This is a genomic window from Pseudoalteromonas sp. AWH4_217 (assembly GCF_056161105.1).
The window spans coordinates 19234-43467 of the sequence record NZ_JBSWYM010000020.1 but is presented as its reverse complement, the minus strand read 5'-3'; the positions used below and the strand labels follow the sequence as shown (position 1 = coordinate 43467).

Annotated in this window: 14 protein-coding genes; 7 read left to right on the top strand and 7 right to left on the bottom strand. The window is 48.3% G+C overall.

Translation table 11 applies throughout. The features are described from left to right. Positions 1-140: 140 nt before the first annotated feature. Together ACXAH1_RS20535 and ACXAH1_RS20530 are read left to right on the top strand one after the other, a co-directional pair. Positions 141-758: a hypothetical protein gene (locus ACXAH1_RS20535; RefSeq protein ID WP_475199211.1), complete on the top strand. Its 618-nt coding sequence runs from the start codon at positions 141-143 to the stop codon at positions 756-758. A gap of 350 nt (positions 759-1108) precedes the next feature. Further along, positions 1109-1636 carry a tellurite resistance TerB family protein gene (locus ACXAH1_RS20530; RefSeq protein ID WP_054017669.1) on the top strand — a complete coding sequence of 176 codons (528 nt, stop codon included), beginning with the start codon at positions 1109-1111 and terminating at the stop codon, positions 1634-1636. A gap of 163 nt (positions 1637-1799) precedes the next feature. On the opposite strand, the gene ACXAH1_RS20525 is transcribed toward ACXAH1_RS20530, so the two are convergent. Beyond that, the gene (locus tag ACXAH1_RS20525; RefSeq protein ID WP_475199210.1) at positions 1800-5894 is read right to left on the bottom strand and encodes a two-component regulator propeller domain-containing protein; all 4095 of its coding nucleotides are present in this window, start codon (positions 5892-5894) and stop codon (positions 1800-1802) included. A 280-nt stretch (positions 5895-6174) separates the two neighbouring features. After that, complete coding sequence (locus ACXAH1_RS20520; protein WP_475199209.1) at positions 6175-7878, bottom strand: AMP-binding protein; 1704 nt, start codon at positions 7876-7878, stop codon at positions 6175-6177. A gap of 327 nt (positions 7879-8205) precedes the next feature. On the opposite strand from ACXAH1_RS20520, the gene ACXAH1_RS20515 reads away from it, so the two are divergent. From ACXAH1_RS20515 to ACXAH1_RS20505, 3 genes are read left to right on the top strand one after another with little or no spacing between them, the layout of a single operon-like run. Continuing rightward, on the top strand, positions 8206-9147 hold the full coding sequence (locus tag ACXAH1_RS20515; protein WP_475199207.1) for an ABC transporter ATP-binding protein: 942 nt from the start codon (positions 8206-8208) through the stop codon (positions 9145-9147). Continuing rightward, positions 9137-12016, top strand: a complete 2880-nt coding sequence (locus ACXAH1_RS20510; RefSeq protein ID WP_475199205.1) for a Gldg family protein — start codon at positions 9137-9139, stop codon at positions 12014-12016. Before ACXAH1_RS20515 ends, ACXAH1_RS20510 begins: the two co-directional genes overlap by 11 nt. Then, the gene (locus ACXAH1_RS20505; protein ID WP_475199204.1) at positions 12017-12931 is read left to right on the top strand and encodes a DUF4340 domain-containing protein; all 915 of its coding nucleotides are present in this window, start codon (positions 12017-12019) and stop codon (positions 12929-12931) included. It begins immediately after the preceding gene. A gap of 70 nt (positions 12932-13001) precedes the next feature. Here the strand turns inward: ACXAH1_RS20505 and ACXAH1_RS20500 are convergent, their stop codons facing one another. After that, positions 13002-16175, bottom strand: a complete 3174-nt coding sequence (locus tag ACXAH1_RS20500; RefSeq protein ID WP_475199202.1) for an efflux RND transporter permease subunit — start codon at positions 16173-16175, stop codon at positions 13002-13004. 4 nt (positions 16176-16179) lie between these two features. Beyond that, positions 16180-17355, bottom strand: a complete 1176-nt coding sequence (locus ACXAH1_RS20495) for an efflux RND transporter periplasmic adaptor subunit (RefSeq protein ID WP_475199200.1) — start codon at positions 17353-17355, stop codon at positions 16180-16182. A gap of 461 nt (positions 17356-17816) precedes the next feature. Between ACXAH1_RS20495 and ACXAH1_RS20490 the strand changes: the two genes are divergently transcribed. After that, complete coding sequence (locus tag ACXAH1_RS20490) at positions 17817-18431, top strand: TetR/AcrR family transcriptional regulator (RefSeq protein ID WP_475199197.1); 615 nt, start codon at positions 17817-17819, stop codon at positions 18429-18431. A 15-nt stretch (positions 18432-18446) separates the two neighbouring features. On the opposite strand, the gene ACXAH1_RS20485 is transcribed toward ACXAH1_RS20490, so the two are convergent. From ACXAH1_RS20485 to ACXAH1_RS20475, 3 genes are all read right to left on the bottom strand, one after another. Further along, the gene (locus ACXAH1_RS20485; RefSeq protein ID WP_475199195.1) at positions 18447-20291 is read right to left on the bottom strand and encodes an ABC transporter ATP-binding protein; all 1845 of its coding nucleotides are present in this window, start codon (positions 20289-20291) and stop codon (positions 18447-18449) included. 215 nt (positions 20292-20506) lie between these two features. Next, on the bottom strand, positions 20507-20968 hold the full coding sequence (locus ACXAH1_RS20480) for a DUF3010 family protein (RefSeq protein WP_475199191.1): 462 nt from the start codon (positions 20966-20968) through the stop codon (positions 20507-20509). Positions 20969-21043: 75 nt separating this feature from the next. After that, positions 21044-22048, bottom strand: coding sequence for an endonuclease/exonuclease/phosphatase family protein (locus ACXAH1_RS20475; protein ID WP_475199189.1), 1005 nt, complete (start codon positions 22046-22048; stop codon positions 21044-21046). Between the two features lie 235 nt (positions 22049-22283). Here ACXAH1_RS20475 and thrS point away from each other — a divergent pair, with 235 nt between their 5' ends. Then, the gene (gene thrS, locus ACXAH1_RS20470; protein WP_475199187.1) at positions 22284-24194 is read left to right on the top strand and encodes a threonine--tRNA ligase; all 1911 of its coding nucleotides are present in this window, start codon (positions 22284-22286) and stop codon (positions 24192-24194) included. Positions 24195-24234 lie beyond the last annotated feature (40 nt).

The following is a 24234-nucleotide window of genomic DNA, read 5'->3' as shown; positions in this document are numbered from 1 at the left end:
TCTGAAGTTAAAGAAATATGTTGCATCAGTATCAACCTGTGAAGGAATTTTACCTGAGATGACATTCAAGCATGTCAAAAAAGAAATCACGGTTATGGTTGCAAAATCCAGGGGTAAACTGATTAAAGGAGTTAGGGTAGATGGTAGCGAAAACGTTTCTATCATTTGTGCTATTGGGTCTCACAGCCTCACAGTCTTGTGCAGAGGAAGCTAATGTTCTTCCCGATGCCTTTGACTTGATATATGAATGTGGTGACAGTGACTTTCGTGGCAGCCTTCAGAGCCATCATACCGTTCTCGAATCGATAGAGGGAGTTGAAGCTTTTTTGAAGCTCAAATTACCAATGTGGGCGTTTTCACTTGTTAGTGAGGTCGCCGACAGGTCTTATGATAAATACCTTAGGCGAGATGTGTCTATTGACTTGATTGAGTCTGCGCGCGTTTACTTCTTAGAAACTTTGCGCATGGAGCTGGTTAATCGAGCTAAGAGCAAGGGGTTGAAAGTGGGAGACTGTGGAATGGAAATTGCTGACATTTTGGATGAAATAAATCGTGATAAGGTATACCTGCTCCATCATAATAGCTTTCACAATTTTTTTATACGGGCGAATATCCCATCAGAAGTTGTGAACAATGAAGATGCCTCGTTTCTTTTGGTGTTAATGGCTATGCCTCAGGCTAATGCGGCATCTGGGGTGTGTAAAACTTACAGTCAGTCGGGAGCAAGAGGAACTTCTCACTTTACCTACTGTAATTAACTTTACCTACTGCAATTAACTTTACACTCAATTCCGGTAACACCTCAAAACCCCAAAAAGAAAGACATGAACACATAATGTTAGTACCTCAGGAGTAGGGGTCTGCCAGTTTTTATTTTGCTACTGAGTTACAACCCTGATGTAAATGCTTGCGGTATTACCTCTGCATTCGAACCCACCTAAATGTTTGCGTACACGCCAACCTGCAAAACAACTTTTGCCAAATCAATACCGTTCACTGTATTATTGTTCATAACTGTCTGACTCCAATCATAAAAGCTGACCAGTAATGCATAGCAGGAAGAAGGGAGTCGAATTATCTGTTAGCCAAAAAAGGAGAATTTTTAACAATGCACATTATCTTAGGTTTGCTCGGAGCAATCATTACAATTTTAATTTTGGCTAATCGACTCAACGATTCTGGAATTGATTTGGGCTGGCTTAATCCTTTTTCATGGCACCGCCGCAGGACTTTTCGCAAAAACCACGATCTTAACCCTGTTTTCAAACTGGACTCTCCGTTGGATGTTGCGGGTTTGCTGGTAACAGGGGTTGCAAAAGTGGATGGAGATATCACCGCTACTCAAAAGTCGGCAATCCTTGAGGTGTTTGAGCAAGAGTTTCACCTTAGCCCTGGGGAAGCAAAAGATATGCTCACCTCCAGTGTGTATCTTATAGGTAATGGTCAGGAGTTTTTCTCAAACCCAGCAAGAAGTTTGGAGAGAGCTTATGACCAATTCAAACCAAATCAGGTAGATTCTATAAAAGATCTTTTACAGAGGGTTGCTGATATTGACGGTTCGCCATCTGGTAAGCAAGCTGAGTACATGAAAAAAGTTCTGAAGGGATTACCTACTGTGCGTCCATCAAAATGGTAGGGCTGCGAGATAGCGGCTTTTCGCTATCTCGTGTGCTCTTTTCCTCATTTTAGCATTCCGAATGCTTGGTACGTCCGTTTTGAATGTTTTGTTCTGACATTAATGAGCAACTCCACTCAACCCAATACTGCTCATTCGTAGATTAGCAAAGCCAGTGCGTTAATCAGGTTATCGTTGTTTTAGTGATCCAGTATTCAAGCTTTTCGGCAACTTTGGCAGATTCTATGGGCTTGGTTATGTAATCATCCATACCTGCATCCAGGCATTTTTGTTTGTCGCCTTGCATGGCATTGGCGGTCATGGCGATGATGGGAATATCTGCCTGGTGACTCCCAGCCTGTGCCGAACGTATACAGCGGGTTGCCTCATAGCCATCCATTTTCGGCATCTGGCAGTCCATCAGTACAATAGTGTATGGAGTTGAGTCATCAGCATCGCGCAATTTATCTAATGCTTCATACCCGTTTTCGGCAATGTCAGTTGATACCCCTAAATGCTCTAAGATACGTACAGCTACAATTTGATTAACTTTGTTGTCTTCAACGAGTAAAACGCGGGTGTGTTTTGCCCAGCAAGGGGCTGAGATATCGCTATCAGTAAGGGTATTTTGAATGGCTGAAGTGTCAGGATCAGCCTCAGTATTGGCCTTTACGGTAGACAATGCCTTGATGAGGTCGCTTTGTGTTGCTGGTTTGGTGAAGTATCCGTCCAGCTGTTCTGAGCTGGACTCAATGGCTTCGAACTGTTCATCCAGCAGTGTCATCATGATCAATTTTAACCGACTATGTTCAGCGTTGCTCCGTATCTCACAGGCCATCAGCTCGCTACTCATGGTTGGAAGTGAGCGGTTAAAAAAGACAATATCTATGGTGTTGTCAGCCAGTATTTGCAGTGCTATTTCTGCGTTCGTTGCCACACTCACCTTAACCTGCCAAAGTTCAAGTTGCTTTTTGATGGCTTGATTACTGGATGTGTCCGGGTCAACTAATAGCGCACGAATATTCATAGAATCAAATGTCGGTAAATTTTGCTGAGGCTGATCGCTTTTGGATACCAGGCAAGTAAATTCAAAGCAGCTACCAATACCCACTTTACTAGAAACGTAAACATCTCCCCCTAACAGCTGGCACAGTCTTCTCGTTATGCTCAGCCCAAGCCCGGTACCGCCGTATTTTCTGGTGGTTGATGCATCAACCTGGGTGAAGGAATCAAACAGACTCGATAGCATGTCTTCTGGAATGCCTATCCCGGTGTCCTGGATCTGACAGCTGAGAGTGTACTGGCCATCACTAGCTGACGGGTTTAGCGAGGCGGAAATGATAATTTCGCCTTCTTCTGTAAATTTAATGGCGTTACTGAGGATATTGGCTGCAATTTGCCTGATCCTGCCTGGGTCGGAATTAATAATGTGTGCGTCTATGCCGGTCAGATCCAAAACAAGGCCGATCCCCTTTGTTTGTGCTGCAAGAGCCATGGATTCTGCAAGCTGTTCAAACAGCTGCCTGACATCAAAGTCAATGAATTCCAGCTCCAGTTTATCGGCCTCAATTTTTGAAAAATCAAGAATGTCGTTAATGAGGCTGAGTAAGGAGTGCGCACTGTTGCTGGCAATCCCCACCGAGTGTTCTTGTTCGGGTGTTAACTCGCTGTGTTTGAGTAGCTCCAACATGCCCAAAACGCCATTCATGGGTGTCCTGATCTCGTGACTCATATTGGCCAAAAACTCAGATTTAAGCCGGGTGGCTTCTTCCGCTTTTTTCAGTGCTGCCTCAAGCGCAGTGGCTTGTGATTTTAATGAGGCGGTTTTCTCAGAGACCTGCTCCTCAAGCTGTATTACAAACTGCTTCTGGCGGTCTATCTCCGCTTTTTGTAGTCGGGTACGCAAGTAGATCACGCTAAAAATAACCAGAGCACACGCCAATGCATACAAAGTGTATGCCCACCAAGTTTTCCATGGAGGCGGAGACACGTGCAGGTTAACAGACAGAATGCTTGAGCCCCATTCGCCACGGCTGTTGGTTGCTTTTACCTGAAAGGTATAATGCCCGCCATCTAAGTTAGTGAAAGTGGCGCTATTGCGGTTGCCTATTTCTATCCAGTTGTCATCGTAACCTTCAAGCTTATAGGCATACAGATTCTTATTGGGCGAGACAAAGTCCAGTACTGAAAATTCCAGAGAGAATATATAATCGAGATATGTAAGGTAAATATCAGTCACATAGGAGTAGGGTCTGTCCAATTTAACGGGCTGCCCCATTTTGTTAAAGCCGGTCAGGATCAGCGCAGGATCTTTTTGGTTAGCCTGCAAAGGGCGTGTACTGAAATATTCAATGCCACGCTGACTGCTGGTAAATAAGAGATCGTGCCTACCTTTTACCAGGCTATCCGGATAATAGTTTAGCCCGAGCAGCCCATTGTGGCTGTCAAAATTAGTGACTTTACCATCTGCTGGAGAAAACTTGGTGATGCCTCTGTTGGTGGTGAGCCATAAATTCCCCCGCATGTCATCCGAAATCGCACGGATCAGGTTGCTGGGCAGGCCATTTTGCATACTAAAATGCGCAAAGTTATTGGTCTGAGCCTGATAGAGGTTAAGTCCCTGCTGAGTGGCAATCCAGATTTGCCCGTCCTGAGTTTGATGAATATCCTGAACGATACTACCAAGCAGGCTGTCTTCCCGGTAAATATTGTTTGTAAACGGCTGAAATATTTGTTCTTTTTCCAGCCAAAGATTAACGCCATTGCCGGTGCCAACCCACATATTCTGTGAATTATCTTTATAGATTGTCAGAACTTCTGGGTGAGATAAGCCATAGGAAGGGTCAAGATGTCTGAAGGTGCCTTTATCTGGGCTGTAAATATAAACGCCATTTTTATATGTGCCTATCCACAGATCGCCTTGCTTATCGAGGGCGAGTGCTCTGATTTCCCTAAATTCTCGGTGGTTAGGGTCATCCTTGGGATAACGAATGAGCTCTGCCTCGAGCGAGTCTAAATGAAACTTCGCCAGTCCTTCATCTTGTGCAACCCATAAGTTACCCCGTGTGTCGAGATGCAAGACAGGGCGCTCTAATAGTCTGTTTTCATCAAACCCATTTGACTCGTTAAAAATTGGGCCAGACAGGGTGCTCAAGGTTTGCGAAGACACGTCCCATTTTAACAGGTGTGACCTTGAGTTTACTATGAGCAGATCACCGTTACTGTCTGCGGTAATGCCATTGGGTGCCTGTAGTTTTGAGCTGTTAATTGACTTAAATTTGCGATGAGGTACCAGTTTGAAAATGCCATGCACTTCGTTGGTTATCCAGAGCGTTCTGGCACTGTCTTCAAAGATAATTCTCATGCCATGACTATGTTCAAGGTCTAGCTGTACTAATTCATCAGTTGAAGGGGTTTTTCTGAATACCCCTTTACTGGTAACAAACCAGATGTAACCCTCCTGATCTTCAATCATAGAATTTACCTGGCCAAGATGACTGCCATCTTGTGGTCCGATTTCGGTAAAATCAGCACTTTCTGGGTCAAATGTGAATGGACCTTGCTGTGTGCCTACATAAAGCTGGTTGTCAGACGCCTTTAAAATATGGCGGATTTCATTTGTGCCGGTTGGGGTGATATTGGCTGAGTCGGGAAAAAAGTAATGGAAACTTTTGGTGGTTTTATCGTATAAATTTAGCCCATAGCTGGTAGCAATCCAGATACGGTCCTTGCCGTCATTTTCTATGTCCCAGATCCGATTATGGGAAAGGCCAGTGGCCGACTCAGAAGTTTTCTTGATGTGTTCAAACTGACCTTGCCCTAAGTATCGGTTGAGGCCACTATCATAAGATCCAAGCCAGATAGTACCGTCCAGATCGTGATATAAAGACTGGATCCTGTTGGCGGAAATTGAATCGGCTTGTTTGGGGTCATGGAGAAAATTCTCAAATTTTCCTGTTCTTGGATCATAGCGATTCGCGCCGCCACCCCAGGTCCCGATCCAAATGTTTCCATTCCTGTCCAGCATCAGGTTTCCGGCGTCATTATGGGACAGGCCCCCTGCATTTTTGCCATCAAACTCAAACAGGGTGACTTTGCGACCATCGTAGCGCATGACCCCATTTTCGGCCGTACCAAACCAGAGTAGCCCTTGTTGGTCTTGAATAATGGAGTAAATTTCTGACGAGACAAACCCATCTTCAGCGGTCAGCTTTTTCAGTGAGTATTGATTGGCGAGTAAGGGAATATTGCCAAAGCAAAGCACAGGTATGACAGCCATCAAGACCAGGAGTGTGTGTATTACAATTGACTGTCTACCCAAATGCATGATTGGCAACCATGAAAAAGACTTTAAAAATGGAGCTCGTGTTAATAGGCTAGTTGAATTTGTGAGCGATTTCTACGTATTTAGCTGTTTATGCAGTTAAAATTTTATTGCGTAAGCAAGTCTTTTTATTCAAAAAGCATTTTGCTTTAACCAATGAGGCGAATGCAAATGGCTGAGCTGCAGTTCTCAGGCGTGTATTACTCGTAGGTAAAGGGCGACGAGTCGCCCTTACTTATGCAAGTTCACTGAGAGATTTTTCCATCGCTTCGCGCATTTTAAATTTTTGTAGTTTTCCGGTGACTGTCATAGGATAAGTGTCGACAATACGTATGTGTTTGGGGACTTTAAAGTAGGAGAGTTTGTCTTTTAGGTAATCTCGTACTGTTTCTTCATCTATGTAATGCCCGGGTTTGAGTTGTAGCCAGGCACACACTTCCTCACCGTATTTTTCATCGTGGATCCCAAATACTGCGGCATCCTGAATGTCGGGATGATGATACAATACTTCCTCTATCTCTCTTGGGTAGATGTTTTCGCCACCACGGATGATCATGTCTTTGATGCGCCCGACGATGGCAACATAACCTTCGTCATCCATCACGCCCAAATCACCCGAGTGTAACCAGCCGTCAGCGTCTATGGTTGCCTGAGTTTTTGCGTTATCCTGCCAATAGCCCAGCATGACACTGTATCCGCGAGCACAGACTTCGCCTGGTACTCCTTTGGGGGTAAGTTCGCCACTTTCATCAACGATTTTCACCTCTGTATGGGCAATGGCCCGACCGACTGTTGTGACCCGTTTTATCAAAGGGGCCGACACGTCAGTAATATGGTTAATAGGGCTGCATTCAGTCTGGCCGTAGCCAATTAAGATGTCGGTCATGTGCATTTTGGTCTGAACATCTCGCATGACCTTTTCCGGACAGGTGGCACCGGCCATAACTCCGGTTCTGAGTGAACTCAGGTCAAACTGATTAAACTGCTCATGTTCCAGCTGTGCGATAAACATGGTAGGTACGCCATGCAGCGCAGTACATTGCTCTGCCTCAACGGTTTGTAGTGTCAGAAGCGGATCAAAAGCGTCATTTGGGAACACCGCACAGGCCCCCTGACTAAGACATACTAAATTGCCCAGCACCATGCCAAAGCAGTGATATAGGGGCACCGGGATGCAAAGTTTATCTTGTTCTGTCAGCTGCATAGTCTGCGCGACCAGGTTAGCATTGTTGAGAATATTTCGGTGAGTTAACGTTGCGCCTTTGGGGTTGCCGGTTGTTCCTGAGGTAAACTGGATATTGATGGCGTCGGTAGGGTTTAGTCTGGGTCCGATAGTGCGCAGGGCGTCATAATCTTGTTCTGAGGCGAGTGTAAGCAACTGGTTGAAATCAAACAGTCCTGGCGGGGCCGATTCTCCAGGTTGTGGAATAACCACAACATGGGTCAGATCTGGTAGTCTGGGAGCGTACAGATCTCCAAAAGAGCAGTCTTCCAGACCCGGGGCAAGTTCTTTGAGCATATCGACATAGTTACTATGTTTGAATTGGGAGGCCATGATGAGCATTTTGCAGCCGGCATTATTGAGCGCAAACTCTAGTTCGGCTGGGCGGTAAGCGGGGTTCAGGCACACCATAATGGCACCAATCCGCGCGGTGGCAAATTGCACCAGCGACCATTCAAGATTATTGGGTGACCAGAGCCCAACTCTGTCGCCTGGCTGGATCCCACAATGCAATAGCGCAGCAGCCAGCTCGTCAATACGAGCCAGGTACTCACGATAGTTAAGACGCTGTTGCTGGTGGCACACAACAATCGCTTCACGGTCCCCAAACTGCTCGACAATGCGCTCCAGATAGCCGCCAATGGTTTGCTCAAGTAAAGGTGTGTCAGAGGCGCCACGATGATAGCTGAGAGTTGGCTTGATTGCTGATGTTGTCATGATCTTTTCCTTGTTGTTGTCATTGCCTGCGGGCACACCCATGAAATCACTAAAGGTGCTTAAACCGTAATAAGCTATAACCCAAAGAAATAGTAAAGTTTACCCCATTGCAAGCCAGAGCCGACGAAATGACATGAAATTAGACTAAAGGCTAACAGAACATTATACGTCACCGAAAAAGGGGCAAATACAACTTGAATTGCTGCTTCAATGACCCTATATGCAAATTTGGCGTCTTGACGAACCAGCCTCTTCAGACTGTGCTCAGATGCGCCAACAAATACAACAAATCACTTTCATCTCAATAGCTTTGTATTAGGAGGCCAAATGCTTACGGTGCGTGATTTATCCCGTCGTTACGGGAATTTTATTGCTGTCAACAATGTCAGCTTTGACATTGAACCTGGTCAGATAGTGGGCTTGCTTGGCCACAATGGCGCAGGTAAAACCACCATTATGAAAATGCTCTCAGGTTATCTGGAGCCGGATGACGGGGAGGTGGTGTTAGATGGCATCAACCTGGCCAAAAACTCTAAGGCGTTTCAGGCAAAACTGGGTTACCTGCCCGAAAGCTTGCCAGTCTATCCGGATATGCTAGTGGCTGATTATCTGGATTTTGCAGCCAGTCTAAAAGGGTTACAGGGCAGGCACAAGAACCAACAGGTAAAACAAGCCGTCGGCGCAACCGCGCTTGAAACCCGTTTATTTTCCTCTATCTCATCTTTGTCACGTGGTTACAAACAAAGGGTCGGGGTGGCGCAGGCCCTGCTTGGTGAGCCACGCCTGCTGATCCTGGACGAACCAACCAATGGTCTGGATCCGCAACAAACACAGCAGATGAGGCACCTGATTAAGGAAGTAGCTAAACGGGCAACGGTCATATTGTCGACCCATATCATGCAGGAAGTCGAGGCCTTGTGTGACCGTGTGATATTGCTGAGCAAAGGAGAAATTCAGCTCGATAAACCACTAAGCGAGATAAAAAATTGTGCTCAGGTGGCGTTGTGTTGCGATGCAGCTCCAGCACAGCTTGGGTTTATTTCCCGTCTAAGTGGCGTGCAGCGTTTCAATCTGGTCTCACACACTGGCGATTATCATACGTATCATCTCGATCTTATGCCTGAGGCGGAGCACTCAAACGTGTGTGCTGAACTGGTTCAAAAGTTGGTACATTGTGGACTCCGAGTTTTCGAAGTTGGGCAGGTAAATCGGGACCTGGAAACCCTATTTAGCGAATATGGTCAGAAGGAGGCAAGCCATGCAGCATAATACAACGCCTTTGAGGCTGTGCTGGACAATTGCCGCTAAAGAATTGGGGCTGGTATTTTCGTCACCACTGGCATATCTGTTCTTACTTATTTTTGGTGGTGTAGCCCTGTTTACTTTCTTCTGGGCTGAGGCTTTTTTTGCCCGCAATATTGCGGATATTCGACCATTGTTTGAGTGGTTACCGATACTGATGATCTTTTTGTCATCAGCCTTTACCATGCGCCTTTGGAGTGATGAGCGTCGCTCAGGTACGCTGGAATTTGTGTACACCCAGCCACTTGGGTTGTGGCAATTTGTATTGGGCAAATTTATTGCCTGTGTGCTGTTGCTGCTACTGGCTTTGGCCATCACTTTGGTCGTGCCATTGAGTGTCTCTTTTTTGGCTGAACTGGACTGGGGTCCGGTCTGGTCCGGCTATCTGGCAACCTTATTGCTGGGCAGTGTGTATCTCAGTATTGGCTTGTTTGTCTCCGCCAGAACGGATAACCCGATCATCAGTTTTATGCTCGCCACGTGTATCTGTGTACTTTTATATCTAGTGGGTAGTGAGGGGCTGACCGGTTTTTTTGGTCACCAGGCTGCAGAAATTATGCGCTTAGTGGGAACGGGGAGTCGCTTTGAATCCATCGCTCGGGGCGTTCTGGATTTAAGAGATCTGTATTATTATTTGTCGCTGATTTTAGTCTTTTTATTGCTCAATGTGTTTGCTCTGGAGCGCGCCCGCTGGGTAGATAAACCCGTCAAGGCACATCACAAACACTGGCATCTGGGGGTTACCTTTGCCATCGCCAATTTGCTCTTTGCAAACCTCTGGTTGTACAAGTTGCCTTATTTGCGCGTTGATACTACCCAGGGCCAGCAATATTCCATTTCCACTCAGACAAAACGCTATTTAAAGCAGCTACAGGAGCCTTTGCTGATCCGCGGTTATTTCTCAGCTAAAACCCATCCTTTGCTGGCGCCGCTGGTACCACAGATGCGAGATCTGATCGCTGAGTACGAGGTGGCAGGTGCAGGCAAAGTGCGGGTAGAGTTTATTGACCCTCAGCAAAATCCGCAGCTGGAAGAGCAGGCCAATCGTGAATACGGGATCCGGGCAATGCCATTCCAGGTTGAAGACCGTTATCAGTCTGCAATCGTGAGTTCCTATTTTGATATTCTGGTCAAATATGGGGATCAGTACCAGGTACTTGGTTTTAGAGACTTAATTGAAGTTAATGCCCGTGGTGAGAGTGATCTGGATGTGGTACTGAGAAACCCGGAGTATGATCTGACCCGCACCATTAAATCCGTGCTTGAAGATTACCGGGCTGAAGGCCAGATATTCGACATGGTGGATAAACCATTAACATTTAATGCCTACGTATCTGCGCCACAAGCGCTACCCGAGCAGCTTAATACTTTGCTTGAGGATATCAGGCAGATGATGACGAGGCATGAGGCTGACGCGAATGGCAAGCTCAGTGTGAACTATCTGGATCCGGCTGAAGACAGCGCGCTTACACAGCGTCTGGCTGAAGAGCTGGGGATGATGCCAATGCGAGCGGGTTTGTTATCCAGCGATGAATTTTACTTTTATCTGACACTCGAAAATGACGAGCAGGTAGTACAACTGGCGTTGGAAAACTTCAGTATTGAGGCCTTTGAGCGTAGCTTTGACGCTGCGGTGGAAAAGTTTGCACAGGGTCTTAATAAACACATTGCGCTGGTGATGCCGGATGCCATGTCATCATCCGGTCGATACGGGCAAAGTGCCTTTAGTCAGGTTGAGCGTTTGCTGGCCCAACAGGCCAATGTGAAACGAGAAGATTTGTCGGATGGCCATGTTGATGACAGTACCGATCTGCTGTTGTTGCTGGCGCCAGAGTCTCTGGATGAGCAAGCTCTGTTTGCAGTGGACCAGTTTATGATGCGTGGCGGGACGGTTGTAGCTGCAACCTCACCTTATCAGATTAATCTTAGTGGCCGCAGCCTGAACCTTATTGAGCACAACAGCGGCCTGCAAGCGTGGCTGGCACATCATGGTGTGAGTATACCAAAGCAGGTGATCCTGGATGAGCAACATGGCGCATTCCCGGTGCCAGTGACGCGCAGCGTTGGTGGCTTGCAGTTTCAGGAAATCCAGATGCTGGAATATCCTTACTTTGTGGATGTCCGCGCAGCGGGGCTGAACAAACAAAGCCTGATCACCCGTGGGCTTGCCCAGGTTACAGTGCCCTGGTCTTCGGGTATTGACTATCAGGGCGAAAACAACTTTGAACCTCTGTTACGTAGTTCTGAACAGGCCTGGCAGACAACACAACTGGATGTGATGCCGAGTATCAATACACAGGGAGAGGCGAGTTATCCGCAAGGCTCTCAGCGCACACAATTCGATATAGCTGCCGTCATAGAGGGGCGTTTTACTTCCTATTTTGCCGATAAACCCTTCACAAAACGTGCTGATGAGGGCGAAGAGCAAACCCAAAGCAGTGAAGCAGAACAAACTGAGTTGCAGAGTAAGCAAATGCTCCGGCATTCGCCAGAAAAAACCCGATTAATCGTGTTCAGTAGTAATGCGATGTTTAGCGATCAGGTACTCGGCTTGATTGGCAGCACCAATCAGTCGGCCTCGCTCAATAACCTGGCGCTGTTACAAAATACCCTCGACTGGGCGCTGGAAGACGATGGCTTACTAGGGATCCGGGCTCGGGGTCATTTTAACCGGACCTTACCTCCGCTCACTGAGAAAACCGCAATGCACATCGAATTGTTTAACTATGGTGTGGTTGCAAGTCTTATCCTGATCATTGCATTGGTGGCTAAAGTGCGTCGCACCAGACGCCTGGCACGTCACCAGTCTGCTTTTGCGCCAGAGGAGGCACATTAAATGAAAGTGATAACGTGGTTAGGCATTGGCCTGTTGTTGCAGTGTGGTGTGGCAGCGTTGCTATGGATGAATGATGGCGGTGATAGCGCCGTTACCAGCGCCTGGCAGGTTCAACAAAATGATATTACCCGGTTGGCGCTCAGTACTCAATCTGAGGAGGCTGAGCAAAGTGTTGCCCTGATCAAGTCAGGCGATAACTGGACGCTGGAGTCGCATCCGGGGTTAGCGGTTGATCAGAGTAAAGTCCAGCGTGTGCTAACTCAGCTTAGTCGTTTGTCGATGCGTTTTCCTGAGACTACCAGCCAGGCAAGCCATACGCGCTTCAAAGTAGCGCAGGACGACTATGCACTCAGGCTGGACCTGGGTGATGCAGGGCAGCTCTATGTTGGTAATACTCCAGCATTTAAGCAAGTATATGTTCGCCCGGGAGAGGGAAATGAGGTCTACCGGGTTGAGTTAAACCGCTATGACCTGAGCACTGAGCTTGAAAGCTGGCTGGAAGCTGACTTACTGTCTCTGGACGAGGTTAGTCGGATCCGTGTTGGCGATTCGCAGCTCGTTAAACAAGAGGAACGCTGGGCTCTGCGCAAAGCGGGTGAAGAGCTGAGCGACTCACTGGATACCGACAGCCTGAAGGCGGCATTAAGGACGCTCGAGACTTTGCGTGTTGGTGCTGTGAGTCAGGCAAGTTTGGAGGTTGTGGCCAGCTTTGAAGCCGGTGATGACGACATGTTGTCTCGTTATGAGCTGGCCCGGAAGAATGACCAGTATTGGGTTCGCAAAGCGGGCATTGAGGGCTACTGGTTCAAATTACCTCAAAGCGACTTTGCGGCGCTGCAACCTTTAAGCGATCCTGAGCAACTGTTGGTTTCTGATAATCCTCAACAAAACGCTTCAGAGCAAACGTCAGACTAACCTTTTTGTCTGCATAAACAAAAGCGCCGGTGCTCTTTGAGTCACCGGCGCTTTTATGCTTTGTGGCAGCTTATGCCAAATCTTCTTTCGTATCTACGTGCTCAGCTTTATGTTGCTGCGCAATTTCTTCGCACAGCTCGTGTTTGGAGCGTTTTTCAGCCACACGTCTTGCGGTTAACCAGTAGAAGAATAAGGGCAGGAAGAATACGGCCAGGAAGGTTGCGGCAAGCATGCCCCCCATGACCCCGGTGCCGACACTATGTCGTGCACCTGCACCTGCACCTGAGCTCAGTACCAGCGGCACTACGCCCAGGATAAAGGCCAGTGAAGTCATAATAATGGGGCGGAATCTCAACCTTGCGGCTTCCAGTGCGGCCGCAGCCGGGCTCCAGCCTTGTTGTGTCTTCATCAGCGCGTATTCAACGATCAGAATGGCATTTTTACTGGCCAGGCCAAGCAAAGTAACCAAACCAATCTGGAAGTAAACGTCGTTGGTCAGACCCGCAACCCAGATTGAGATAAGCGCACCAAAAGTACCAAAGGGCAGTGCCAGCAACACAGAAATAGGCAATGACCAGCGTTCATACAGCGCCGCCAGGATCAAAAATACCATGACAACGGCCAGCCCCAGTGCCAGACCGGTTGTGCCTGAGCTACGCTTTTCCTGGTAGGCGGATGCCGTCCACTCAAAGGTCATGTCCGGTGGCAGAACCTGCTTAGCGATACGCTCGAACTCAGCAATGGCCTGGCCGGAGCTGTAACCGGGCGCGGCATTACCCATCAGCTTAACGGCCGACAAGTTATTGTACCTTTGCAGAGTTTCCGGACCCCGGCTGTACTCAATGTCAGTGAACGCCGAAATAGGGACCATCTCACCCCGGTTGTTTTTCACATAAATGCGGCCAACGTCTTCAGGTGACATACGGAACTCAGCTTCGGCTGACAACAGCACCTGCCAGGCACGACCAAACTTATTGAAGTCATTGACGTAGTAATTACCCAGGTTGGCGGCAAGTGCGTTGAACGCCGAGTTGATGTTCACGCCCATGGCACGCGCCTGCTCTCTGTCCATATGGACTTTCAGCTGCGGCGCATCTGGTCGCCAAAGCGTCTGAATACCAGCCAGAACTGGGCTCTTTTGCGCTTCGCCCATCAGCATTTGCATGCCTTGTTTGAGTCGCTCAGGATCGGTACCTGCCTTATTTTGCAGGTATACCTCGAAACCACCGGTGGTACCCAGGCCAAAGATGGCAGGGGGGTTGAAGGCCAGTACCAGCGCTTCGTTGATCCCAGCGGTCTTCATAAACAGCTCACCAACCAGAGATTTAGTATCAATTTCGCGCTCATCCCAGTGTTTCTGAGTAATGAACAGGGTCGCTGCACTGTTTTTGTAACCGCCACCGATAAAGTCAAAGCCGGTAAAGGCCACCACGTTTTCATTAGCCGGGTTAGACTGCGCCGCTGCAACTACTTCTTCCACGACTGCAGCGGTACGCTCCAGTGAAGAGCCATCTGGCAGGAACACTGCGGCAATGTAAAAGCCCTGATCTTCATCCGGAACCAAAGATCCCGGGGTTTTTTGCCAGATAAACACAGTTGCGCCAACCATGGAGGCCATGAGTACCAGGCCAAGCAGGCCGCGGCGGATCATAAAGCTGACAGAGCCAACATAACGGCCGGTGACGCGCTGGAACCAGTTATTGAACCACAAGAAGAACCCTGCGGTCTGCTTGTGTTCATGTTTGAGGATCATTACGCACAGCGCTGGTGTCATGGTCAGTGCGACTACACCCGACAGGCTCACCGAAATCGAGATGGTGATGGCGAATTGTCGGAATAACTCACCGGTTAATCCACCCAGGAATGCGATGGGGACGAACACCGAGCACAATACCAATACAATTGCGACCACCGGGCCGCTTACTTCCTGCATTGCTTTAATAGCTGCTTCACGGGCATTCAGGTGTTGCTCGTGCATGATCCGTTCAACGTTCTCTAAAACAACGATGGCATCATCGACCACGATACCAATAGACAGCACCATACCAAAGAGTGTCAGGGTGTTGATGGAGTAACCAAGCATGTACAGGCCGGCAAAAGTACCCAGTAAAGAAACGGGGACGGCCAGAGTCGGGATTAAAGTCGCACGCCAGTTTTGCAAGAACAGGTATACCACTAAAAATACCAGCACCATGGCTTCAACTAGGGTGATCAGTACTTCACGAATAGAAACCTCAACAAAGCGGGTTGTATCGTATGGAATACCGTGGTCGAGTCCAACTGGAAATTGCTGACGTAGCTCAGCAATCACTGATTCTACTTCGTTCGCTACATCCAGTGCATTGGCACCTGGTTGCAGGAAAACACCCAGTAATACCGCTTCTTTACCGTTAAAAGTACCGGCAAAGTTGTAATCTTTTGAGCCCAGCTCGACACGCGCAACATCTTTAAGGCGCAGGGTTGAGCCATCCGGGTTGGCGCGGATGATAATCGCCTCAAATTCTTCAGGTGTAGACAAACGACCTTTGGCTGTCACACTGTACACCAGTTCCTGCGGCTGGCTGCCGGTTGGCGTGGCACCGATAGTTCCCGCTGCATACTGTGAGTTTTGCTCACGGATAGCTGCTGTGATCTCCTCGACGGTTACACCCAGCTGACTCATTAAGTCAGGGCGGATCCACACACGCATGGCGTAATCTTTGGCACCGAAAATTTGTACACTGGTAGTACCGGGAATACGCTTGATGCGGTCAAGAATATTCATAGTCACGTAGTTTGACGTCCACAGACTGGAACGCGTACCGTCAGGCGAATAAAACGCATGAACCTGTAAGAAACTGGATGAGCCCTTAGCAACCACAACGCCCTGGCGGCGTGTCTCTTCAGGCAAACGCGCTTCAACCTGTTTGACCCGATTGTTGACGTCGACCGCGGCCTGATCAATATCGGTGCCAATTTCGAAGGTGACAGTGATAGTGGTTGTGCCGGAGCTGGTACTGGTTGACTCCATATACATCATGCCTTCAACCCCGGTGATGGCATTTTCTATCGGTGCTGCAACCGTTTGTTCCAAGACATCGGCAGACGCGCCCGGGTAAAAGGCGGTTACCTGAACCTGAGGAGGGGCAATCTCTGGGTACTGTGCAATAGGCAGGGTGCGCATTGCTGCCAGACCTGCCAGTACAATGACAATGGAGATCACAAATGCAAATATCGGGCGATCGATAAAATACTTAGAGAACATACAATTATTCTCCTTCACCGCTCACGGAGACTGGCATTCCCGGGAAGAAGATCCGCGCCATGCCTTCAACGATCACGGGCTGGCCGGGTGTCAGGCCTTGTCGTATCACCCACATATTTTTACCATCTAAATTCACCCATTCACCCACCTCGACAGGGGCGGGCAAAGCTACCGTCATACCTTGCTCGTTCTCTGTTGCAATATAGACAAACTTACCTGTGCCGTTATCCAATACCGCACGCTGTGGCAATACGATAGCGTTATTGCGTACCGCGCCTGACAGGCGAACGCGGACAAACTGACCCGGGCGTAGTTCACCGTCGGGGTTATTGATGCGGGCTTGGAGCTCACTGGTACCTGTAAAACGGTTGACTCGCACATCCGAGAAGTCAACTTTGCCGGAGTGCGCATAGACAGAGCCGTCCTGCAGTATCAGGGTGGCATTGAACTCGTTATTTTTGGGCAGGCTGAGCGTGCCGTTTTCGACGTCCTTACGCATGGCCAGTTGCTCTCGCTCAGAAAAGCCAAAGCGGGCGCGCATCATGCCAGTGTCGGTTAATTCACTCAGTAGTACGGTCGGGCCAGAGACATAGCTCCCCTGCGAGACAAATTCCCGGCCCATGATGCCTGAAACAGGCGCTTTTACCTGAGCATACTCAAGATCAAGCTGTGCTTCACTGAGCGCTACTTTGGCAGAGTCCAGATTTGCAATGGCCACTTCGTAGGCTGATACGGCATTATCGAAATCCCGCTTCGACACTGAACGTTCGTCTTTCAGGCGCTCAAGCCGGTCTCTTTCGCGCTTTGCCTGCGCCACATTGGCTTTGGCTGCATTGAGTTCCGCTTCGGCTTTTTCAAGCTCCAGCTGCAATGGACGAAGCTCAATGGTAAACAAAGAACGTCCGGCTTTAACATATTGGCCTTCTTCAAAGTTTCGGGACTCAATAAGCCCCGACACGCGGGCCCGGATCTCCACCTCTTTATCGCCAGCCAATGTCGCTGGCAGCTCGATATTGAATGGTACACTTTGGGTCGTGACTTTGTTGATACTAACCTGTGCGGGTGGCATAGACGGACCACCCTGGCCTTGTGGCGCCTCGGAGCAGGCGGAAATTACGAGTGCAGACAATACCGCTGTTGCCAGGTGTACTACACGACTGCTTTTGTTGGCTGGATACATGTATACTCCAAATCCTGATTAAAATTTTTTATTCCTGAAAGAGACGAACTGGACTCTTAATTCTTGGGTTTACTTTTGCAATTATTCGCTGACGTGTTCACAAACCAATCAAGTAAGTGTAGCACTGCTTTTGTAATTGCGTGTGCCGATTTAATTACTGTAGATCTGGTCCTGAAACCAGTGAACAGATTGTCTTGCGGCGCGCTGCCTACACCAAAACAGCGCAAACCGCGTCAGCATTAAAGCAACCGACTGCTGCTTACCCAAAGGGGTTTTTAGTCAGTTGTAATGTGCTTGGATGAGTCGACAATGTTGCAAGTATACGCAAGTGTATACCTAATTTTTTATTGGGTAAACGGTGTAGTGTACTTTTTTGATAAATTAGTATACGAAAGCGTTTACTTTCACATTGGGCCTTTTTAAGTTAAACTACTGTTAATTTCACACAGATGTTCGAGTCGATGACCCAGCTTACTGAAAAACAACAAGCAATATTAAGCGCAGCGGTAGAAGAGTTTGCTCAGCGGGGGCTGCAGGCCACCACTATGGAGGCAATTTGTAGTGCAGCAGGGGTATCCAAACGTACATTGTACAAGCATTACGCAACAAAAGAAGCTTTGTTTGATGCAGTAGTTGTTTCGTTAATTGAAAGAATACAACCAATTACGACCATTCAGTTTATCCCAAACTACGATTTTGAAATTCAGCTGCGTCACCTTGCCGACAGCGCTGTTTCCCTGCTGGCGGATGAAGACTACATCAAGCTGTCACGCATCGTTATGATCGAGTCCATGCGCTGTCAGGCCCAGGCTGACAGGCTTAATAGTAAGTTTAGCCAGTGCGAAGCTGCAATGAGCCTGTGGTTTGAAGAGGCTTACAGAGCTGGATGTCTGGGAACTTTCTCTGCGCCATTTGCTGCAGCGTTTTTTTGGGGGGCGTTGAAAAGGCTGACGTTTTGGGATCAGGCTATCCGCTGGCAGGCCCCTCTTACTGAAGCGGACCTGGATGCTTTTGTGGATCAGGCCTGCCAGTTGTTTTGTGGGGGCATAAAATACGCAACGCAACAACCGACCTGAGCCACATGGCTGCGACTATTCAACACCAATAAAACCGCCCGTTTGATGTGTCCACAATTTCGCATAAATACCATCTTGTTTCAGCAGGGCATCGTGTGTGCCTTGTTCGACAATCTGACCCTGATCCATCACTATCAGCCGGTCCATTTGTGCAATGGTCGATAAGCGGTGTGCAATCGCAATCACGGTTTTACCTGTCATCAGACTGTCTAAACTATCCTGAATCGCCGCTTCTACTTCAGAGTCCAGAGCCGCGGTTGCTTCATCCAAAATCAGAATAGGGGCATTCTTTAGTAATACCCGTGCTATGGCAATACGCTGGCGTTGTCCGCCTGAAAGCTTAACACCGCGCTCACCCACCTGGGCATCCAGTCCGGTATTCCCCTGACTGTCTTCAAGTCCTTCGATAAACTGACTCGCTTCGGCCTTATTAATGGCATCCAGCAGCTCTGTTTCACTTGCGTCGGGCCTGCCGTACAGCACATTATCACGAACACTGCGGTGAAGCAGTGCAGTATCTTGTGTCACCATGGCGATATTTGCGCGTAAGCTTTCCTGGTCAACCTGAGCAATGTTTTGCCCATCAATTACAATGCTGCCTTGCTGAACATCGTAAAAACGCAGCAGCAGATTGACCAGGGTCGATTTTCCCGCGCCGGAGCGACCGACAATACCGATTTTTTCGCCTGGGGCGATTGTCAGGTTAAGCCCCTGAATGACAGCTTGCTGATCGGCGTGTTTTTGCCGTTTGTAGGCAAAATGCAGGTCGGTAAATTTTATTTCGCCTTTGGTGACTTTTAATGCCGGCGCATTGGGCAGATCCTGCACGTCTAACGGCCTGGCTAAGGTATTTTTACCGTCAATGGCCGTGCCGATGTTTTCAAACAGGCTGGACACTTCCCACATGATCCACTGCGACATGCCGTTAAGGCGCAAAGCCAGAGCAATCGTGATTGCAATCGCACCACTGGTGATGGCGCTGAGTGACCAAAGGTAAAGTGAACCAGCCGCGACACTGAACACCAGCAGGAAATTCAGTGTCTGAATACTGACATTCAACTGGGTTGCCAGCCGCATCTGCGCATAGACGGGTTGGATAAACAGATCCATACTTTCCCGAGCGTAGATTTCCTCTCGCTTATTATACGAGAACAGCTTGACCGTGGTGATATTGGTATAGCTGTCAACTACGCGACCTGTCATCTGAGAGCGGGCATCGGCTTGTTTGCTGGCGACCTCTTTGAGTCGGGGAACAAAATAGAACTGCATTCCTATATACAAGGCCAGCCAAATCAGCAAAGGGATCATCAGTCTCTTGTCACTGTCACTCACCAGAGCTAGCATAGCGCCAAAGTACACAATGACATAAACCAGCACATCCAGCAGTTTCATTACCGCTTCTCGGATGGCCAATGCTGTTTGCATCACTTTGGTGGCAATTCGCCCGGCAAATTCATCCTGATAAAAAGAGATACTTTGTTTAAGCAAATAACGATGTGCCAGCCATCGGATAGCCATGGGGTAATTACCCAGCAAGCTCTGATGTAAAACGGCACTATGGAAAAATACCAAACAGGGTAGGCCGACCAAAGTGATCAAGGCCATCATGGTGAGCTCCTGGCGCTTAACTTCGAACAACTCAGCAGGCGTGTACGCCTGCATCCAGTCAACCAGCGTGCCCATAAAGCCGAACAACATCACCTCAAGCGTGGCAAGGATGGCGGCTGTCAGTGACATTAGCAGCAGTGGCAACTCCATCCCTTTGGTATAAAACCGGCAAAATGCCAGTAAGCCTTGTGGTGGCTGTGTCGCTGGTCGCGCTGGGAATGGGTTGGTGAATCGTTCGAAAAACTTAAGCATATTGCCTCCTGCATGATAACAGTGCCGAATCGACCCTGCACGTTGATGTGGGGTGTGTTCGTCAGTTTGCTCAGAAAAAGCGCACACGCCTAGCGTACTTATAACGCAGAACACGGATGAAAACCAAGTGACAAATTGAAAAAAGTGAAATAAGAGAAAGTGTTAGCTGTGTGTAGTGGGATCAAAAAGCCCGGCATGTGAGCCGGGCGAGATGGCTATTCTGCCTGTTCGGCTTCTTCATGACCATAGGTTTTACGCATGATGTATACGTAGGCGTTGTGAAACGCTTGTTCCTGATATTTTTTTAAGCCGGTATCGGCGAAATCGACCGGCACCGGATTACGCTTCAGCTGCTCTTTGACTTCGGTAGAAGACAATAACCTAACGTCTGTGCCTTCGATAAGCTGCATCGCTGTTTCCATTTTAAAGCCGGCCGCGCTGCCCGCGAACTTGCCTTTATGGGCACGCTGACGAATGGCAATCGAGTCAATTTTGTAATCTTCTACCAGCTTGGCAAAATCGAAGTGGAATTTGCGCATCGCATCTGTGTCCTGGCCAATATTACCAAGTGTGAAGCGCGTCTGGCGAATGTCGCGGATATCAAAAACGTCTTCTTCTTTGCTCAACAGGCACAGCAGGGCCTCGCTGCCGGTAATCTCTACACCGAGTGTTCTCATTGTTGGTTTCCCATTAACTGGTCAAATAAATCGTTACAGATAAAGATCATACCACAGCTCGCGAAAGCCGAGAACTTATTGCAGCATCATTTCTATGGCAATGGCGGCATGATCGGAATAGCGAATGTCTTCTTCATCCCGTTTGGGGTCCAGGTGCGACGCATAATTGTGATAGGTGAGGCGCCTGACCTTGCTGTGTTGATGGTTCGGGTTGAACTCTTTAGAGGCTAAAATATAGTCGAGCGTGTTACCTGTACCCTGATAATAGTGAGTAGGTGGCTTCTGACCAAAGCTGAGTTGATTGTCCGCCAGGCAAAAACTATCAAATAGTCCGACGCTGTTAAAGTCCTGATGGATAGCACTGGTCGGAAACTGCTGAGTCATAAAAGACAGGGCCGGACTGGCAATATGGTCGTTGAAATCACCCATGACGAGTGTTGCGGCGCCTTTCTCGCGCTGTGTTTTGAGGGCATCGTAGTAAACAATAGAGGCCTCCAGTGAACGGGAGATTTGTGATTGCATGGTGCCCACGGTCTGATGTAACAACGTGAGCAGGGGATCTTCAACTGAAGCATTGCCCAGCATGTGGGCCATCGAATGGACGCGTTGGGATTTAAAATGAACCGCATAGACGGTTGTCAGGCCAAAGTCCGGCAGTTCAAAACTGCACTTGATAGGCGTTCGGTTGAACTTAAATTGGTGCTGGTTATTGAGGTACTCCAGTAACTCGGGGCAAGGCTCCAGCGGGGTAAAACTTTTGAAGGGGAATTTGCTGGCAATGGCGACAATGGGATTAAACAGCACATTGGGATAGACTAAATCCGGTTTAGGCGTGTCTACGGTTGCAAAATACGGTAGACCTAAATCTTCACATAAGGTAGCCAGCGTTTCGGGGCTAAACACTTCCTGAAACACAATGACGCTTGGGTCCATATGTTGGATTAGACCCGTGATAAACTGGGTTTTGGTGAGCCACTGAGTGTCATTGTAGGATTCATCGAGCTGGTAAAAAGAATAAGGGGGCGCAGCAAAGTTCAGCAAATTAAAGGATGCAAACTTGTATATGTGTTTCTGTGCCATGGTTTTCCTCGTCATTTTACCCAAATCCCTGCTTAATCTTAGTCTTTTCCTTGCAACTCGTCACGTGAGCGGTCACAATGGTCGCCGCGTTTGAAAGCCCCCAGACACTGACAGTATATCACTGTTCAATCAATGCTTATTCGTAAAAGCGTTGATGGGCATCAAATTTAAAAGAATTAACTTAACTAATACATGTGATGCGTTGTAGGTGTCACCACTGTAAATAGGAATTATCATGCCAGTAATTACTCTCCCTGACGGCAGTCAGCGTATTTTCGAAAACCCGGTCACTACTTTAGAAGTCGCTCAAGACATCGGCCCAGGCCTGGCGAAAGCCACCATCGCAGGTCGTGTTAACGGTGTGCGTGTTGATGCATGCGACCTGATTGAACAGGACGCGCAGCTTGAGATCATCACCGCAAAAGATGAAGATGGTTTAGAGATCATCCGTCACTCGTGTGCGCACCTGATTGGCCACGCGGTTAAGCAGCTTTTCCCTGAAGCCAAAATGGCAATCGGTCCGACCATTGACAATGGTTTCTACTACGACATCGACATGGAGCACTCGCTGACTCAGGAAGACCTCGATGCCATCGAAAAGCGCATGCTTGAACTTGCTAAAACTAACTATGACGTTATTAAGAAGAAAGTAAGCTGGCAAGAGGCACGCGACGCATTTGAAGCGCGTGGCGAAACCTACAAGATGGAGATCCTGGATGAAAACATCGACAAAGATGACCGTCCAGGCCTTTACCACCACGAAGAGTATGTGGACATGTGTCGTGGTCCGCACGTGCCAAACATGAAATTCTGCCAACACTTCAAAATTATGAAAGTGGCTGGTGCATACTGGCGTGGTAATGCAGAAAATAAAATGCTTCAGCGTATCTATGGTACTGCGTGGGCAGATAAGAAGCAGCTTAAGGCTTACCTGAAGCGTCTGGAAGAAGCTGAGAAACGCGATCACCGTAAAATTGGTAAAGCACTGGATCTGTGGCACTGGCAGGAAGAAGCGCCGGGCATGGTTTTCTGGCATAACGACGGTTGGAGCATCTACCGTGAGCTTGAAGACTTCGTGCGTGAGAAGCTGCGTGAGTATGCTTACGAAGAAGTTAAAGGCCCGCTGATGATGGACCGTGGTCTGTGGGAAAAATCAGGCCACTGGGACAAGTACGCTGATGCGATGTTCACCACAGAGTCTGAAAAGCGTGAATATGCCATCAAGCCGATGAACTGTCCGGGTCACGTGCAAATCTTCAACCAGGGCTTGAAGTCGTACCGTGACTTACCACTGCGTATGGCCGAATTTGGCTGTTGTCACCGTAATGAGCCTTCGGGCGCACTGCACGGTCTGATGCGTGTTCGTGGTTTTACTCAGGATGATGCGCATATCTTCTGTACTGAAGAACAGATCATGGATGAAGTATCAGCTTGTATTAATATGATCTATGATACATATTCAACGTTCGGCTTTGAAAAAATTGTCGTAAAACTGTCTACGCGCCCTGAAAAGCGCATCGGCGACGACGAAATGTGGGACAAAGCAGAAGAAGCGCTGGCTGATGCACTTAAAGCGAATGACATTGAGTTCGACTACCTGCCGGGCGAGGGCGCGTTTTACGGCCCTAAGATCGAGTTTACCTTGTACGACTGTCTTGAGCGTGCTTGGCAATGTGGCACAGTACAGCTAGACTTTGCTTTACCGGGCCGCTTAGGCGCGACATATGTGGCGGAAAACAATGAACGTAAAACACCAGTGATGATCCACCGTGCTGTTCTTGGCTCACTGGAGCGTTTCATTGGCATCCTGACAGAAGAGTATGCGGGTTTATTCCCGACCTGGCTTGCACCTAAGCAAGTGGTGATTATGAATATCACCGACAAACAGGCGGACTATGTGCACGAAGTTGTACAAAAACTGAATAAACTTGGAATAAGAGCCGGTGCTGACTTGAGAAATGAAAAGATTGGCTTTAAAATCCGCGAGCATACTTTAAAACGTATCCCGTATCTGCTTGTTGTTGGTGACAAAGAAGTAGAACAACAAGAAGTTGCGGTAAGAACACGCAAAGGTGAAGACTTGGGCAAGTTCTCTGTTGATGACTTCATTGCTAAGATCAGCGAAGAAATTAAAGACAGACGTTAATTTAACAAACCTGTGCGAAGGGCTTATCAACTAACATAAA